The organism is Sphingobacteriia bacterium, from assembly GCA_017304685.1.
In the GTDB taxonomy this organism is placed as follows: Bacteria; Pseudomonadota; Alphaproteobacteria; order Rickettsiales; family 33-17; genus JAFKLR01.
Window position 1 is genome coordinate 321,625 of the sequence record JAFKLR010000004.1, and the last position, 16,000, is coordinate 337,624.

The following is a 16,000-nucleotide window of genomic DNA, read 5'->3' on the forward strand; positions in this document are numbered from 1 at the left end:
ACTTAAAACATTAAATTAAAAGGCTTTAATTACATCGCTAATTAAAGCCTTTTTTTATGCAATAAATTTTATGTCATACTTACTTTTTCTTTTTATAAAAACTAAATTTTTCATAGAGATTTTTTAATTTTTATAAATATAAAGTAACTCAAAATTCAATTAGAAATAAATGGTTGAAAATAAAGAAAACTTAATATAAAACTGCAAGAGTTATAACTAAGAGGAGTCTCTCAAATGGATAAAAATTTACAAGGTATTTTTGATAACGTAAAAGCATATTGCGATAATAATTTTAAATTTGATTTTAATCCAGCAAATCCAATTGTTAGATTACATGAACCAACATTTTCTCATGAAGAAATTAATGTTGCAGTTGCAACAATGCTTTCAACATTCGTAACTATGGGAAAGCAAAATCGTGAATTTGAAGAATTATATGCTAAAAAATTCGGCCATAAATATGGTGTAACAAACAACTCCGGTTCTTCAGCAAATTTACTTGCTGTTGCAACACTTGCAAATCCTGCAACTCCAAATCATTTAAAACCAGGTGATGAAGTAATAGTACCTTCACTTTCATGGTCAACTACAGTTTGGCCACTTGTACAACACGGATTAGTTCCTGTGTTTGTTGATTGTGATTTAAAAACATTTAACTTGGATTTAGAAAAATTAGAAAAAGCAATTACTCCAAAAACAAGAGCTATTAAATTAGTCCACGTTTATGGCAATCCATGTGATATGGATCCATTACTTGAAATTGCAAAAAAACATAATTTATTTGTAATTGAAGATTCTTGTGAATCAATGGGTGCAAAATATAAAGGTAAATATGTAGGAAGCTTCGGTGATATCGGAACCTTTAGCTTTTTCTTCTCACATCACATAACAACTCTTGAAGGCGGAATTTGTACTACCGATAATTTTGATTACGCTGAAACAATGAGAGTATTAAGAGCTCATGGTTGGTCAAGAGAAGCAGATGAAAAACAAAAATATATCGATATGTATCCAGAAATTGATCCAAGATTTATTTTTATTAATCATGGTTATAATGTAAGAATAACAGAAGTTCAAGCTGCTATGGGTAAAGAGCAATTAAAGAAATTTGATGCAATTGCAGCGCGTCGACGTCGTAATGCAGAATTATACCGTAAAGGCTTAGAAGAATTTAGCGATTTATTCCATTTCCAAGAAGAAATGCATGATAGCGAATCAACATGGTTTGGTTATGGTTTAGTATTAAAAGAAAATGTAAAATTCGACTTAAAAGAAATAAACGCTTACCTACAATCTAATAAAATTGAAACTCGTCCAATTATTGCAGGAAATATGACCAAGCACCCAGCGCTTAAAATGTTTGATCATAGAATTGCAGGCACTTTAGAAAATTCTGATAAAATTATGCAAAGAGGATTTGCATTTGGTTGCCATCATGCAATTAATGATGAAGGTTGTGCATATGTAATTGAGCAAATTAAAAACTTTATCAAAACAAAATATGAAAGCACACAAGAATCAAATCAGAAGGCATTTGTGTAATGGAAAAGAAAAAATTATTAGTTTGTGGTGCTACCGGTTTTATCGGTAGAAACATGTTGGAATATTTTAGCAAAAATCCAGAATATGATGTTCATGGTGTACATTTTAATCGTCCAAGTTATGATGTCCCAAATGTAACATGGCACAATGTTGATTTAAGAGACCCAATCTCTGTAAATAAATTACTTGAAGGTGTAGAAATAATTGTTCAGGCGGCCGCAACCACTTCTGGGTCAAAAGATATTGTAACAAAGCCTTTTATCCATGTTACTGATAATGCTGTAATGAATTCATATCTATTCCGCGCAGCTTTTGAGCATAAAGTTAAGCATGTAATTTTCTTTAGTTGTACAGTAATGTATCATTCAAGTGATATACCTTTAAAAGAAAGTGATTTTGATCAAAATAAACCACTTCATCCAAGATATTTTGGCGTAGGTAATACAAAAATTTACCTTGAAAAAATGTCAGAATTTTTTGCAAATATTGGTGAAACAAAATTTACAGTGCTACGTCATTCAAATATTTATGGTCCACATGATAAATTTGATTTAGAAAGAAGCCATGTATTTGGAGCAACAGTTACAAAAGTGATGCGTGCCACAGATAAAATTACTGTTTGGGGAACTGGCGAAGAAGAAAGAGATTTATTACATATAAATGACTTAATTTCTTTCACAGAGCTTGCAATTAAAAATCAAGAAGCAAAATACAGGCTTTATAATTGTGGCTATGGCAAAGCAGTTTCAATTAAAGAACTTGTACATAAAATTGTAAGTGCATCTAAAAAGGATTTACAAATTGAGCATGATTTAAGCCAGCCAACAATTAAAACAAGCCTATGCTTAGATTGTAGTTTAGCTAAAAATGAACTTGGTTGGGAGCCGAAAGTTGAATTAGATGAAGGTATTAAAGAAACTATTGAATGGTGGGCAAATAATATTGACCCAGAAAGTTTACAATTAAAAACTTCGCTTAAAGAAAACGCATAAATTTAAAATTACTTTGGGGGATATATGACCTTTTACAAAGATAAGGAAGTATTAGTTACAGGTGGTACAGGTTTAATTGGCCAACCTTTAGTTAGAATGTTAGTAGAACAAGGTGCAAAAGTAACAGTTGTGTCACTTGATGATCCTTCACGTGCGCCACAAGGAGTTGAATTTGTTCGTGCGGATTTAAGAGAATTTTCTAATTGTTTAGATGTATGTAAAGATAAAGAAATAGTCTTTCATCTTGCAGGTGTAAAAGGTTCTCCGGCAATGACCGCAAAAAGACCGGCAAGCTTTTTTGTGCCAACAATTAGCTTTAGTATAAATATGATGGAAGCTGCTCGTAGACAGGGAGCTCAGCGTTATTTATTTACAAGTTCGGTAGGTGTATATTCTCCCGCAGAAGTATTTTATGAAGATGATGTTTGGAAAACTTTTCCTTCACCTAATGATCGTTTCGCAGGCTGGGCAAAAAGAATGGGTGAATTACAAGCAGATGCATATAAAATTGAATATGGCTGGGATAAAATTTCAATAGTTCGCCCTGCAAATGTTTATGGTCCATATGATAACTTTGATCCAAATAACGCAATGGTAATTCCTTCATTAATTCACAGAGTAATGTCAGGAGAAAGGCCACTTGTAGTTTGGGGTGATGGAACGCCAGTAAGAGATTTCATATTTGCAGATGATGTTGCACGTGGAATGATGCTTGCTGTTGAACAAGGTATTAGTGAACCAATTAATTTAGGTAGTGGAACAGGGGCTACAATTCGTGAAGTAGCAGAAATAGTTTGTAAAAACGTTCCAGGCGGTGAAGTTGAATTACAATTTGACCCTACAAAACCAAAAGGTGATGCAAAAAGGTTAATGGATATGGAACGTGCTAAATCTTATGGTTTTGAATGTAAAACATCACTTGAAGAAGGTATTAAGAAAACTATTGATTGGTATATTAGTCATAAAAGCCAATTAGAAAATAGATATAATGCTTTTACAGAAGCAGCTCATTTACCGAAAGAAAAAGTTGAAGCATGAAAAAGGTAGCTTTAATAACAGGTGGCGCGGGCATGATCGGCACAGCTATTGTCGAAGCCTTCGCTTTAAATGGTTATGATATAGTTTTTACATATAATAATAATGAAGAAAAAGCACGGCTTCTTGCTAAAGAACTTGAAGTTTCCGGTAGCAAAGTTTTTCCTAAAAAAGTTGATTTAAAAGATAATAAAGCAATAAAAGACTTATTCTCATTTATTGAAAAGCAATTTGGTAAGTTAGACGTTATAGTAAACAATGCAGCTTATTTTACTACCGAAAGAAAAGCTTTTCTTGATATTTCTTGGGAAGAAATAGACGAATATTTAAACACTAATGTAAGTGCTGTAATTAAAATTTGTCAATTAGGGACTGAGTTACTAAAAAAAAGCGGTAAAGGAAATATAGTTAATTTGTCATCAGAAGCCGGTAAGTTTGGCGGTTTTAAAATGAGTGTATATGCAACTACTAAAGGTGCATTAAATACTCTTGTAATAAGCTTAGCACGGGAACTTGCAGATTTTAATATACGTATTAATAATGTCAGTCCTGCAGTTATTGCAAATGACCACAACCCGCCACCAAGTGACGTAATAAAAACAATTCCTTTAAAAAGAGCAGGAACGCCAGAAGAAGTGGCAAAACTAGTTTATTGGCTTACAACAGATGATGCAAGTTACATAACAGGTAGTACTATTTCAATAACTGGTGGTAGATGATTAATAAGCTAAACCATATCATTGATGAATATATTCAAAAATATAATCTCTCTTGTTCAATTTATATTAAACTTGAGGAAAATATTATTGAAAGAACAAACGGTTTAGCTGACAGAGAATTAAATAAGCAAATCACCCTAGACAGTTTCTTTCCAATAGCCTCCATTACAAAAACTATTTTTACTGTTACCTTTTTAAAAGCTTTAGATTTTTATAAATTTAATTTAAGTGTAATTGATAAACCTTTAAATTTAATTGTAGGAAATGATTTTTGGGTAGGATATAAATTAACCCCTCCTAAATGGTTTAATGAAATTACAATTAAGCAATGTTTATCTCACACTTCAGGCTTACCATGTCTTTCTGATGGTCTAGAATTTTGGTCTTATCATCACGAACATTTAAGTTATAAAAACCAGTTAAAGTTACTAAGTGAATTAAAGCAGGAAAATAAAGGGCGTTTTCATTACAGTAATGCAGGTTTTTGGTTAGTTTCAATTATATTTAAGCATCTTTTTAAAATTCATTGGTATGAATTTGCATTAAAGCATGTGTTTGAACCTTTAGGGTTAAAAGAGATTTATTATTTAAAAAATTCTACTCGAAATAACCCTCTAAATCTTCCAGGTAATTTATCTTATGCCTATGGTTATACTTATGATAATAATCAATTTACTAAATGCAAAGATTGGTCACTGGATTTTGCAGGACCAGCCTATGGTTTAGTAAGTAATATTACACAAATTGCAAAATTTTTTAGCGGTTTTTTAGAAGGTAATTTACTTACGAGTAATTCAAAAAAACTTATGCTAACGCCAATTGAATGTGATTATGGATTAGGAATAAATATTGTAAAAATGAATGGTAAAACAGTTTATTACCATAATGGCGGAATGGATGGAATGAGCTCAAGTGCAAGATACATTCCTGATAAGAACGCTACAATTGTTATATTAGGAAATTCTACTTTTGATTATACAGAATATGTAAAAGGTTTAGTTAATGAAAAAAATCTTTCTCCGAATAGTCTAGAAGAAGAATTAGAGGAAGCTCTATATAAGAAACTTCCTCAAATGAAATTAAATTACATTAATTCTACAATCTATAAACTTACAGAAGAATTAATAAGTGCAATTACAAAAAGTTAATTTATTGTGAGACTAAATTTTTTGCTAAATATGCTTTATAAACTTTTGTAATTCCTTCTTCCAAGGTTACTTTTGGTTTCCAGCCTAAATTGAATAGCTTATTAGAATCTAATAACTTTCTTGGTGTACCATCTGGTTTAGAAAGGTCTTGAACTATTTCGCCTTTAAAGCCAACAACTTTAGCGATTGTTTTAGTTAATTCTAAAATACTTATTTCTGCCATTGTGCCAACGTTTATTATTGATGCATCATTATAATTTTGCATTAAAAAGATAAAAGCATCTGCAACATCGTCTGCAAAAATAAATTCTCTTAAAGGTTTACCAGTTCCCCAAACAATTATTTCACTGCTATTTTCAGTTTTTGCCTTATGAATTCTTTGAATGAGAGCAGGAATAACGTGAGAATTTGTAGGGTCAAAGCTATCATTAACACCATATGCATTAGTAGGCATTGGTACAATAAAATTCGTTCCATATTGACTTCTATATTGCTGACACATAATTATGCCATTAATCTTAGCAGTCGCATAGGCAATGTTAGTTGGTTCAACGCTTCCTGTCATAAAGCTTTCTTCTTTGACAGGCTGTTCTGCAAATTTTGGATAAGTACAAGCTGAACCTGGAAAAAGTAATTTTTTTACACCATTTAAATAAGCGTAATGAATTACATTTAATTGCATTTGAGTATTATCATAAAGGAATTTACCACCAAGGGTACTATTAGCAATAATCCCACCTACAATTGCTGCTAGATGAAAGACATATTCAGGTTTATGTTCTTCAAAAAATTTTTTAACAGCTAGTTGATCGAGTAAATTTAACTCCTTTGAACTTGGTGCAACTATATTGTTATAGCCTTGTGTAATCAGCATTTCGTATAAAGAACTACCGATTAACCCTTTACTTCCTGTAATTAAAATTTTGCTATTTTTATCCATGATGTAATCTCAAAATATATTAAATTGAGCTTTATAATAATTAATTTGTTTAACTTAGCAATCATAATTAAAAGCGCTTTAGGTTAATAATGTAAATCAATTGACACAGAAATATATAGGTGCTATTTATTTAGCGTTTTTAAAGTTAAAAATAAGTCTAATTTTTATGCAAAATATTGATCTTACAAAAAGACTATATCGTTCAATGCTTCTTATTAGAGAAATTGAAGAATATATAGTTAAAGTTTATTTTACCGATGTAATTAAAAGTCCAGTTCATTTATCTATTGGCCAGGAAGCTGTTGCAAGTGCAGTTTGTGATGTTATGAATCATGATGATTTAGTTTCTAACACATACAGATGCCATGCAACTTACATTGCCAAAGGTGGTAATTTAAATGAAATGATGGCAGAATTATATGGAAAAAAAGATGGTTGCGCTGGTGGTAAAGCAGGCTCAATGCATTTAATTGATATTAAAAATGGTGTTCTTGGTGCGTCTGCTGTAGTTGGAACAACAATTCCTGTTGCAACTGGTTATGCTTTTGCTTTGAAGCAAGAAGCTAAAAAAACTGGTAAACAAAGAGTTGTAGTTGCTTTTTTTGGTGATGGCGCAACAGAAGAAGGTTGCTTTAGTGAATCAATTAATTTTGCGGCTTTACATAATTTACCAATTTTGTATGTTTGTGAAAATAATGGGCTTGCAATTCACAACCCAATTCAAAATAGATGGCCAACTGATAGAATAGTTGAAAGAGTTGGAACCTACGGAATCATTACTGACCAAGTTAAAAGCGGTGATGTATTTGAAATGAGGGATAGGACCCAAAAATTAATGAATTTTGTAAGAAGTGGTAAAGGACCTGCGTTTATTGAAATAGATACTTATAGATATAAGCAACACGTTGGCCCTGCTGACGATTTAAACGAAATTTATAGAGATTTAACTGAATATAATAAATGGTATCAAAACGACCAAGTTGACCGTTTAGAAAAAATGTTACCAGAAGAAGATGTAGTTGCTATCAAGAATGAAGTGCAAGCTTTAGTAAATGAAGCTCAGCAATTTGCTGAAAAAAGTGAATTCCCAAAATTTAATGATTTATATAGTAATGTCTATGCTAGCTGAAAATGTAATTGAAGAAGAAAAAACAAATTTAAGAGAAATAACATACGCTGAAGCTATAAGAGAAGCTACTCTTCAAGAAATGAAACGCGATGAAAGAGTATTCTTATTCGGGCTTGATGTTGATGATCATTTAGGTATTCAAGGTTCAACAATAGGTTTAAATAAAGAACTTGGTAGCGATAGAGTGTTCGGTACGCCTCTTTCAGAAGATGCAATGACAGGTGTGGCAATTGGTGCTGCTATGGCAGGTTTAAGGCCTATTCATGTCCACATTAGAATGGATTTCGTATTGCTTGCAATGAATCAGCTTGTAAATATTGCTGCAAAAGCCCATTACATGTATGAAGGTCAGGTTAGAGTTCCTCTTGTAATAAGAACAATGATAGGACGTTCTTGGGGTCAAGGTGCTCAACATTCCCAAGCTTTACATTCGTTATTTATGCATATACCGGGACTTAAAGTTATAGCACCGTCTAATCCGCATGATGCAAAAGGAATGCTTATTGCTGCAATTAGAGATGAAAACCCAGTTATATTTATTGAACATCGCTTACTTTATAATACAAAAAACTATGTAAGCAGCGATTATTATTCATTAGAAATTGGAAAAGCAAGAACCTTTACTGAAGGAAAAGATGTAACTATTTTAGCAGTTTCACATATGGTGATTGAAGCTTTAAGAACGCAAAAATTACTAGAACAAGTTGGAATTAGCGCTGAGATAATTGACCCTGTAACTCTTTATCCTATGGATTACGAAACTGTAAGTGAATCATTTAAGAAAACAAAACGTTTACTTATTGTTGATAATGCATGGCTTACTTGTGGATTAAGTAGTGAAGTTATGGCTAAAATGATTGAAATGTTACCTGAAGGTATTGATGGTAAGCCATTAAATATGAAAAGAATGGGTTTTGCTCATACCCCATGTCCTACTACAAGAGAATTAGAAGATTACTTCTACCCAAATGCTGTTACAATCGCTGAACAAGCTTATCAAATGGTGACTGGCAATAAATTAGATGTAAGCAAATTAAGTTTAGAAGACGCAAAAGAAATTTCTACATTTAAAGGACCGTTCTAAATGAATTTACCAAAAATTTCGGTTGTAACAACCGTTAAAAATGGTGCTGAATTTATAGAAAGAGCTATAAAAAGCTTACTTGATCAAAATTATCCTAATCTTGAATATATATTTTTAGATGCAGGTTCTACCGATGGAACATTAGAAATTGCGGAAAAATACAAAGAGCATTTTGCTTATTTTCATTCTAAACCAGATAAAGGTGCAAATTTTGCTTATAATTTAGGTATAGATATCGCAACGGGTGAATTTATTACCTTCTTAAATGCTGATGATTATTATGAAGGTAATGTATTATTCGAAATTGCTAAAACATACGAAGAAAACCCTGAAGCAATGATAATTAGTTGCCCTACAAAATTTGTGGATGTAAGCGACAAAATTTTAAAAGAATTTAAGGGTAGCGATTTAGATATTACTTTAAAAAGAATGATGAGACCTTGCCTAACTAATTGTCGTTTTTTTAAAAAAGAATTATTTCAAATATTAGGTAAATTTGAAGCACAAGATAGTAGTGGAAATTACTTAATGAGTGCTGATAGAGAGTTCTTAATTAGATGTGTAGCAAATAGAATTAAATATGCAAATACTAGCGATAATTGTTATTACGCATATTTAGTCCATGCTAATTCATCAACACTTGCTCATAATGTAAATAACATCATTAAATGCCACAATCAGCATATGCGAATAGCAGAAAGATATTTTGATAAATTTCCTGATAAAACCGAGCGTAAAATTATGAAGCGCTTTTTATATAAAAGCCATCGCCGTCTTGTTTATTATAACATGATACATTTTGAGCTTAAAAAAGTTTTTAAGCTAATTCTAACTTTTCCTTTTAAGTATTTATTTAAATAAACCTGGTTTCCATATACTAAAATAAATTTAGTTATAGCACATCTTCTTTAATATGCGTTTTGTAAAGTTAAATTCCTTAAAGTGTCTGTTTGAATTCTAAGGGCTTTACTTTGATATAGCCTAAAAATCTCTTTTGCTTTATCTTTTGGCCATGAAGTTAAACCATTTTTAGAGACGTTAATATTATATAAGTCATCTAAACAATTTACATTTTTAAGTGTAGTTCTTAGGTTTTTATAAGTTTCAAAAGAATAAGGTATATTATCATCACTGGTATTTTCTAAAGTATCAGAAATTTGAGTGCTTTCTTCATTTACTTCGACTTTAGGTTTGTTTATTTGAGCTTTAAAATAAATATTTGTAATTTTACCTAAGATATTTGTAAGATCCTTAACCTTCTTAAGCTTTTTTTCAATAATTTCTTCATCTTCATTATTAGGATTATTTATAATCTCACTAAATTTATTTAATAATTTCTCAGTTAAATTAATAATGTAGTCAGGGTTTATATTTGTCATATTTGTTACCTTTTTAATGTGTACTAAATATGTATATAGAAACTAAAATTTTTTAGTAAGGGGGTAGATCAAAAAATGATTCTTTGAAAATCAATAGGTTATAAAATTCACTTTAAAAAGATATATAAATCAAAGAATTAATTTTTAACTTAAATTTTTTGTCCATAATTGCATATAATTTTTATCTTTTTTAACTTTACCATTTGGTTGTAAAGTCGGCCAAGCGAAAGGTAATAGTAGGCCAGTTGGGAGATATGATAGCGAACGTAAAAGGTCATTTTCTGAAAAATAAGTTACACTATTTAATGGATGAGAATCTTCTCTTTCTACTGTCATAAATGATATAATAGAATAATTTTTAAGTTCTTTAGCTTTTTCTTCAATTGTTTTAATTAAAGTTTCAGGTACGCTTTGGTTTCTGTAATTTTCTTCTACCAAAAGCTCACTAATATAATAATACTTTAAAATGTCTTCACCTAAATTTTGGCGAAGTTTTCTAGATACCAGAAGATGATCCTTCTTAAATTTAAAATCTTTAAGTGGTAACCCAATAACTAAACCTACAGCTTTATCATCTTCAAATGCTACAACTAAAATTGTTTCATTTGATCTAGAATAATAAGAAGTATCTTCATTTTCTATATTTGTGCCAATGTAAAGATAAGGATATTCTTTACGAATTTTAAGGCGGAGGGTTTTAATTGTATCAAAGTAACTTGAAGCAGTCTCATTTTGAAAAATTTTATAAGTTATTTCTGCATTAGCAAAACTTATGTTTAAAATAAAAGTTAAAAGAACGATATTAATAATCTTCATTTGTTTCATTATAATAATTACTTTTAATAAAAAATACGTTTCCTAAAGCTTTCTCTACCATAACTCCTTCAGGGAAATAGTAAGGTAGTTTATCCCACTTATCAGTTTTAAAATAAAAAATATTTTTATCTATAAACTCTTCTTTTTCAAGTTTAGGAATAAAATTATCATTAATATTAATCATAAATAAGTAAAGGCCGTTAGATGAAAGATTTGCTAATTTCTGAAGCTTATCTCTTCCAATTTTTCTACTTTCATGATTTGAAAGCATTTTATCTCCATCCATGCCATAATTAAAAAGTGAAACTTCAGGATTTTTTAAATGAACGCTGTCATAGAAGCTTTTTCTGTAAGGAGCTAAAGTGACTTTAGGAGAAATTTTAGTATAATCACCTACGATGGGTTCAATAATAATTTGAGTATAATTTTTATTTTTAGCATAAAGTTTTAATTGAAGAGTAGCTTCTTTTGCATATTCATCTATCAAATCATTTACATGGAAAATACCTGTCTTACCATTTCTTTTAACAAGTTCATCTAAAGTCCAAAATAAAATGGCGTATTGGTATTTTGGATTATAAGATTTTAGATCAGCTTCTGGTAATTCATCAATATAATTAGGTGATTTTGATACATACTTAAATTCTTTTAATACGGTTCTGCGCTGAGATTTTTTTGTATGCCCGTCTTTCCCATAATTACCTGCTCCTAATTCTAAATGAGTCCATCTAACCTGTTTAAAAGGTTTATAAACGCAAGAGGATAAAATAATTATCGTAAATAAGACAAAAAATCTCAGCACAAATAATTTACCTATCTAAGTAATGAGCTTCTTTTACTTTTTCACGCCAGTAATCAAGAAGATCCTGCATAGTTTCTTCAAAAGTAATTACAGGTTTCCAGCCAGTATGATTCTCAAATTTTTTAGTATTTGGAACTTGTAAATCAGCATCAATTGGTCTTAAACGTTCTGGGTCAGTTACTACCTGAATTTGATCTCTTGCAGTTGAGATTGAAATTAAATAATCTAATGTTTCACGAATTGTGCAAGTATAAGTGCCACCAATGTTATAATATTCACCTGCAATCGGGTTTATTGTAACAAGCATATAATAGGCTCTTACAGCATCACGAACGTCGGCAAATGTTCTAAGTGAATCAAGATTACCAACTTTTACGATTGGAGCAATCTTACCAGCTTCGATCATCGCAATTTGCTTTGCGAATGTTGATTCAGCAAATACATCACCTCTTCTAGGGCCTGTATGCGTAAACATACGAGTAGTCATAACAATCATATTATAAGCTTCGGCATAATATCTACCAATAAGATCAGTACCTACTTTTGAAATAGCATAAGGTGAAGCAGGGTGGAATGTACATTCCTCATCAATTGGAAGTTTTTCTTTTGGAACACGCCCAAAAACTTCAGAAGAAGCACAAACGTGAATTATAGAATGTGGAACATGTTTTTTTGCTGCTTCAAGAACTCTTGAAGTGCCTTGAATATTTGTATCATATGTATCAAGTGGTGCAGTAAAACTTGTTTTAGGGTAACTTTGAGCCGCTAAATGAAATATGTAATCTGGCTGAGATTCTTTAACTACATATTCCATCGACATTGTATCACGTAGGTCACCATAAAGAATATGCACGCGGTCCCTTTTATTTACACGATCAAGAAGATGGGAAATATTATCAAGTGGGCTACGCCAACGGCACATACCATAAATTTCCCAATCAGTATTTTGTAATAAATAATCGGCAAGATGTGAACCTACCATTCCGGTAATACCGGTAATAAGAGCTCTTGGCTTGTTTGACATACAGCTTATACCTATATAATTTTAATGATAAAAGGATTCTATTTGAAACATTATTTATTAAAATGCGTTTTAAAAAGAACCCTAAAGAAAAGTTAAAAACATCCCTAAACTACTCGTAGTTGAAGATAATGTCAATTGATAAGGTAATGAATATAAAAATTTTATAAATTATTTATAATTAGTATTTTTATTCTTATCTTCTTTCTTAAAAAAACTAGCTTTAGAAATTAATCGAGAGAAAAATCCAACATTTTCTTCTTTAGTATTAGTAATATTTGAAATAGTATTAATATTATTAATAGAAGTTTTATGTAGTGAAGTTAATATTGTTATTTTTTCAATAAATTTTTCTAAATTTTCTAAATCTACTTTATCCCTATGAGAAAATTCTTGCATAAATTTATCCGATGCTTCTTTCAAGGGTAAAGGTTTTAATTCCCTATCTTTGATTGATAAACTAACAATTTGATCTTTTAATTCTACCGTAGTGGCATCTAAATCCTCAAGGTTAGTAAATTTTTTGGTAAGTTTAATAGTTTTTGAGCTACCTGTGTTAATCAAGGTTTTTCCTTCTGTAAATAAATCAATTTGTGACTGTATTATGGAAGTTTCATGATAAGGAAAATATTCGATTACATTATAACCTAACTCTTGTAATTTTTTTGAAATACCAGACATATGTGCTATTCCTATTCTTATTACAATGTTATTCTGAGATGCTTCTTTTATAATTTTTTCAAGCATTGAATTATCCCTTTCATCAACCATTCGAAATTCATTTGAGATCAATTCAGCTTGTTTTATGATACAATTTTTATAAATTTGAAGGCTTTGAGTAAGAGTGGCCAAATCTTTTTCATTTAAATTAATTGAAGCAATTTTTTCTATTTGTTCCTGAGATTTTGCAGTATAAGGAGTATTAAATATTTCAATGATTTTATCTAAATCTTCTTGATTACGTATAGATTCTTTTAAAAAATTTAAGATATTGTTTCTTATTGTACTTATACCTATTTTATATTTTTTTATAAGATTGGCATAACTCGAATCATCTATATTAATTGGAGTTTCAAAACCATTTTCTTTTATAATTTTTCGTAATTTATTACGAGTGGTACTAATTAAGTATTCTATTCTTAAATATTGCTCAGTTTGAGAAGTGACATCGTTTTTAAATTTATAAGCTTTTTCTATATATTCCTCTCCTAAATCTAATTTCTCTAGGCTAGGTATTTTATCATTAGGAAGATTTTTTATATAGGTTTCTACTTCAGGAATAAGAGTTTCTATTTCTCCGGTACCTTCAAATAATATTTTATTATAACCAGAATTTTTTAGTAAAGTTACTAATTGAGAAAAATAACTTAAAAAAGCAATATCATCATGCCTTTCGCCAATTAGTAATATAGGTAATTTGCTATTAGAATTAGAAGATAACATAACTAAGACTTAAAAAATTAATATCAATGTTACATTATAACAATGTTAAACTAATTAGCAAAAAATAATTGAGTAATAAAGTAGTTTGCACAAAGAATTAAAATTGATGAACTAACTACAGCGTTTGTTGTTGCTTTACCTACGCCTTGAGCACCTTTGTCAGAATGAAAACCATGGTAACACCCCATTAATGCTACTATAAAACCAAAAGCAGAAGCTTTAACAAGTCCTGAAATTACGTCAATTGCTTCTAAATATTCAAAAGTATTTTTTAAATAAGGAACTGATGAAAAGCCAAGGCTTCCAACACTAACTATATATCCACCAAAAATACCAATAATATCTGCTATTAAAACTAAGAATGGTAGCATTATAGTCGCCGCCATTAATTTTGGTGAAACTAAATAGTAAATTGGGTTTGTAGAAAGAGTTTCAAGTGCATCAATTTGTTCAGTAACACGCATAGTGCCAATTTCTGCTGCAATAGATGCGCCAACACGACCTGCAACCATAAGGCCTGCAAGAACTGGGCCAAGTTCACGGGTAATAGATAATACCACTACGGTTGCGATAAAATTTTGCGCTGAAAAACGAGAAGCACTGCTGTAGCTTTGTAGTGCAAGTACGGCACCTGTAAATATGGCTGTAATACCAACCACTGGTAAAGAGTAAAAACCAATATCAACCATTTCACGCCAAATATTTTTTGGATAGTAGTTTTTAAAATTAAACCAAGCTTTTACAGCATTTGCAGCAAATAAGAAAACCTTTCCTATTTTTTCAAAAAATAATAAAAAAATTGCACCAGTATTTTGAAAAAACTTTTGAGCATTTTGCATTATTTGCATAACAATTACCTTACTTCTATGTATTCGCGTATTAATCTTTGTCCAAGTCTTGAAAATAATTCAGAGCTTGAAGTTCCAGCTTGCACCAATACGTTGTGAAAATCAATATTCTTTCCAATTATTTCAACAAATTTGCCAATTTGTAAATACTCATCTGGTACTTCTGTAACATCAACTGTAATTAAATCCATAGAAATTTTTCCAACCACAGGTAATTTAAAACCTTCAAAATTTACCCACCCCATGTTACCGAATAATCGCATATAGCCTTCAGCATAACCAATAGCAAGGACTGCAAGTTTTGAACCTTTTTTCATAATATGAGTCGCACTATAACCAACAGGTGAATCTTCATAAATATTTCGAACTTGAATTATAGGAGCGTAAATACTTACTACATTTTCAAGTTGAGTAGGAAGTGAGGCGTATTGATTTTGGCCATAAAGTCCTCTTCCAATCCTTATCATATCAAAATAATATTCTTTACCTAAAAATATTCCCGGAGAATTAGTTAAACTTTTTTTTGCTTCAGGAAAATATTTAGAAATTGTATTAAATTTTTCTAATTGAAATTTATTTAAGTCACTATTTTTATTTTCGCCCCAAGCTAAATGACTTAATACATAATCTATCTTTAAGCTATCGTCTAATTTTGCTTTTACTTTTTCTACATCAATCGAATTAAATCCTAATCGATTCATGCCAGTATCAAAATGAAGACAAGCTTTAAGTTGTAAATTTTTACTTTTAGCAAAGTTTTGCCAAATTTCTAATTGATAAAAATCATTTAAAATAGGGATTAAATTATTTTTTAAAAAATCTTCTTCTTCATTACTAAACATACCGTGAAAAACATAAATAATTGCTTCTGGTAAAATTTTACGTAATTGAATTCCTTCTTCAATATTTGCTACGAAAAACTTACGGCACTTACCAAACTCATATAAAGTTTTTGATACTTCATTCATCCCAATTCCATAAGAATTAGCTTTCACAACCGCACAAAGCTCACTTGGATTTATAAGATTACCTAAATACTTAAAATTATTTAAAACTGCATTTAAATTAACAATTAATTTTGGAATTGATTGGTACATAAATT

16 protein-coding genes are annotated in these 16,000 nt (G+C 30.3%); 8 read left to right on the forward strand and 8 right to left on the reverse strand.

Features of this window, described 5'->3' with window-relative positions:
- Positions 1 to 234 precede the first annotated feature (234 nt).
- The 5 genes from J0H68_06950 to J0H68_06970 are packed head-to-tail and all read left to right on the forward strand — an operon-like array spanning position 235 to position 5,436.
- Positions 235 to 1,542, forward strand: coding sequence for an aminotransferase class I/II-fold pyridoxal phosphate-dependent enzyme (locus tag J0H68_06950; protein MBN8828426.1), 1,308 nt, complete (start codon positions 235 to 237; stop codon positions 1,540 to 1,542).
- On the forward strand, positions 1,542 to 2,534 hold the full coding sequence (locus tag J0H68_06955) for an NAD(P)-dependent oxidoreductase (GenBank protein ID MBN8828427.1): 993 nt from the start codon (positions 1,542 to 1,544) through the stop codon (positions 2,532 to 2,534). Before J0H68_06950 ends, J0H68_06955 begins: the two co-directional genes overlap by 1 nt.
- A gap of 24 nt (positions 2,535 to 2,558) precedes the next feature.
- A complete protein-coding gene (locus tag J0H68_06960; protein MBN8828428.1) occupies positions 2,559 to 3,572 on the forward strand; it encodes an NAD-dependent epimerase/dehydratase family protein in 1,014 nt (337 codons plus the stop codon).
- Positions 3,569 to 4,288, forward strand: coding sequence for an SDR family oxidoreductase (locus tag J0H68_06965; protein ID MBN8828429.1), 720 nt, complete (start codon positions 3,569 to 3,571; stop codon positions 4,286 to 4,288). The genes J0H68_06960 and J0H68_06965 overlap by 4 nt, the downstream gene beginning before the upstream one ends.
- Entirely contained in the window at positions 4,285 to 5,436 is a 1,152-nt protein-coding gene (locus J0H68_06970) for a serine hydrolase (protein ID MBN8828430.1), read from the forward strand. Before J0H68_06965 ends, J0H68_06970 begins: the two co-directional genes overlap by 4 nt.
- 1 nt (position 5,437) lies before the next feature.
- Here the strand turns inward: J0H68_06970 and J0H68_06975 are convergent, their stop codons facing one another.
- The gene (locus J0H68_06975; GenBank protein ID MBN8828431.1) at positions 5,438 to 6,376 is read right to left on the reverse strand and encodes a GDP-L-fucose synthase; all 939 of its coding nucleotides are present in this window, start codon (positions 6,374 to 6,376) and stop codon (positions 5,438 to 5,440) included.
- A 166-nt stretch (positions 6,377 to 6,542) separates the two neighbouring features.
- Here J0H68_06975 and J0H68_06980 point away from each other — a divergent pair, with 166 nt between their 5' ends.
- Genes J0H68_06980 through J0H68_06990 form a run of 3 tightly spaced genes read left to right on the forward strand, consistent with a single transcriptional unit; the run spans position 6,543 to position 9,450 of the window.
- Positions 6,543 to 7,505 (forward strand): thiamine pyrophosphate-dependent dehydrogenase E1 component subunit alpha, encoded by a 963-nt coding sequence (locus tag J0H68_06980; protein ID MBN8828432.1) that lies wholly within the window; start codon positions 6,543 to 6,545, stop codon positions 7,503 to 7,505.
- Entirely contained in the window at positions 7,495 to 8,589 is a 1,095-nt protein-coding gene (locus J0H68_06985) for an alpha-ketoacid dehydrogenase subunit beta (GenBank protein MBN8828433.1), read from the forward strand. Before J0H68_06980 ends, J0H68_06985 begins: the two co-directional genes overlap by 11 nt.
- Positions 8,590 to 9,450, forward strand: coding sequence for a glycosyltransferase (locus J0H68_06990; GenBank protein ID MBN8828434.1), 861 nt, complete (start codon positions 8,590 to 8,592; stop codon positions 9,448 to 9,450).
- 47 nt (positions 9,451 to 9,497) lie between these two features.
- Here J0H68_06990 and J0H68_06995 read toward each other — a convergent pair whose 3' ends face one another.
- The 7 genes from J0H68_06995 to alr all read right to left on the reverse strand — a co-directional run bounded on the left by J0H68_06995 (position 9,498) and on the right by alr (position 15,995).
- Positions 9,498 to 9,968, reverse strand: coding sequence for a hypothetical protein (locus J0H68_06995; GenBank protein ID MBN8828435.1), 471 nt, complete (start codon positions 9,966 to 9,968; stop codon positions 9,498 to 9,500).
- A 144-nt stretch (positions 9,969 to 10,112) separates the two neighbouring features.
- Entirely contained in the window at positions 10,113 to 10,793 is a 681-nt protein-coding gene (locus J0H68_07000; GenBank protein MBN8828436.1) for a GNAT family N-acetyltransferase, read from the reverse strand.
- Complete coding sequence (locus J0H68_07005) at positions 10,771 to 11,586, reverse strand: hypothetical protein (protein ID MBN8828437.1); 816 nt, start codon at positions 11,584 to 11,586, stop codon at positions 10,771 to 10,773. Before J0H68_07005 ends, J0H68_07000 begins: the two co-directional genes overlap by 23 nt.
- 7 nt (positions 11,587 to 11,593) lie before the next feature.
- The gene (locus tag J0H68_07010) at positions 11,594 to 12,610 is read right to left on the reverse strand and encodes a GDP-mannose 4,6-dehydratase (protein MBN8828438.1); all 1,017 of its coding nucleotides are present in this window, start codon (positions 12,608 to 12,610) and stop codon (positions 11,594 to 11,596) included.
- Between the two features lie 168 nt (positions 12,611 to 12,778).
- Complete coding sequence (locus J0H68_07015; protein ID MBN8828439.1) at positions 12,779 to 14,050, reverse strand: TraB/GumN family protein; 1,272 nt, start codon at positions 14,048 to 14,050, stop codon at positions 12,779 to 12,781.
- A gap of 50 nt (positions 14,051 to 14,100) precedes the next feature.
- Positions 14,101 to 14,889, reverse strand: a complete 789-nt coding sequence (locus J0H68_07020; protein MBN8828440.1) for an ABC transporter permease — start codon at positions 14,887 to 14,889, stop codon at positions 14,101 to 14,103.
- Between the two features lie 14 nt (positions 14,890 to 14,903).
- A complete protein-coding gene (alr, locus tag J0H68_07025) occupies positions 14,904 to 15,995 on the reverse strand; it encodes an alanine racemase (GenBank protein ID MBN8828441.1) in 1,092 nt (363 codons plus the stop codon).
- Positions 15,996 to 16,000: the final 5 nt, after the last annotated feature.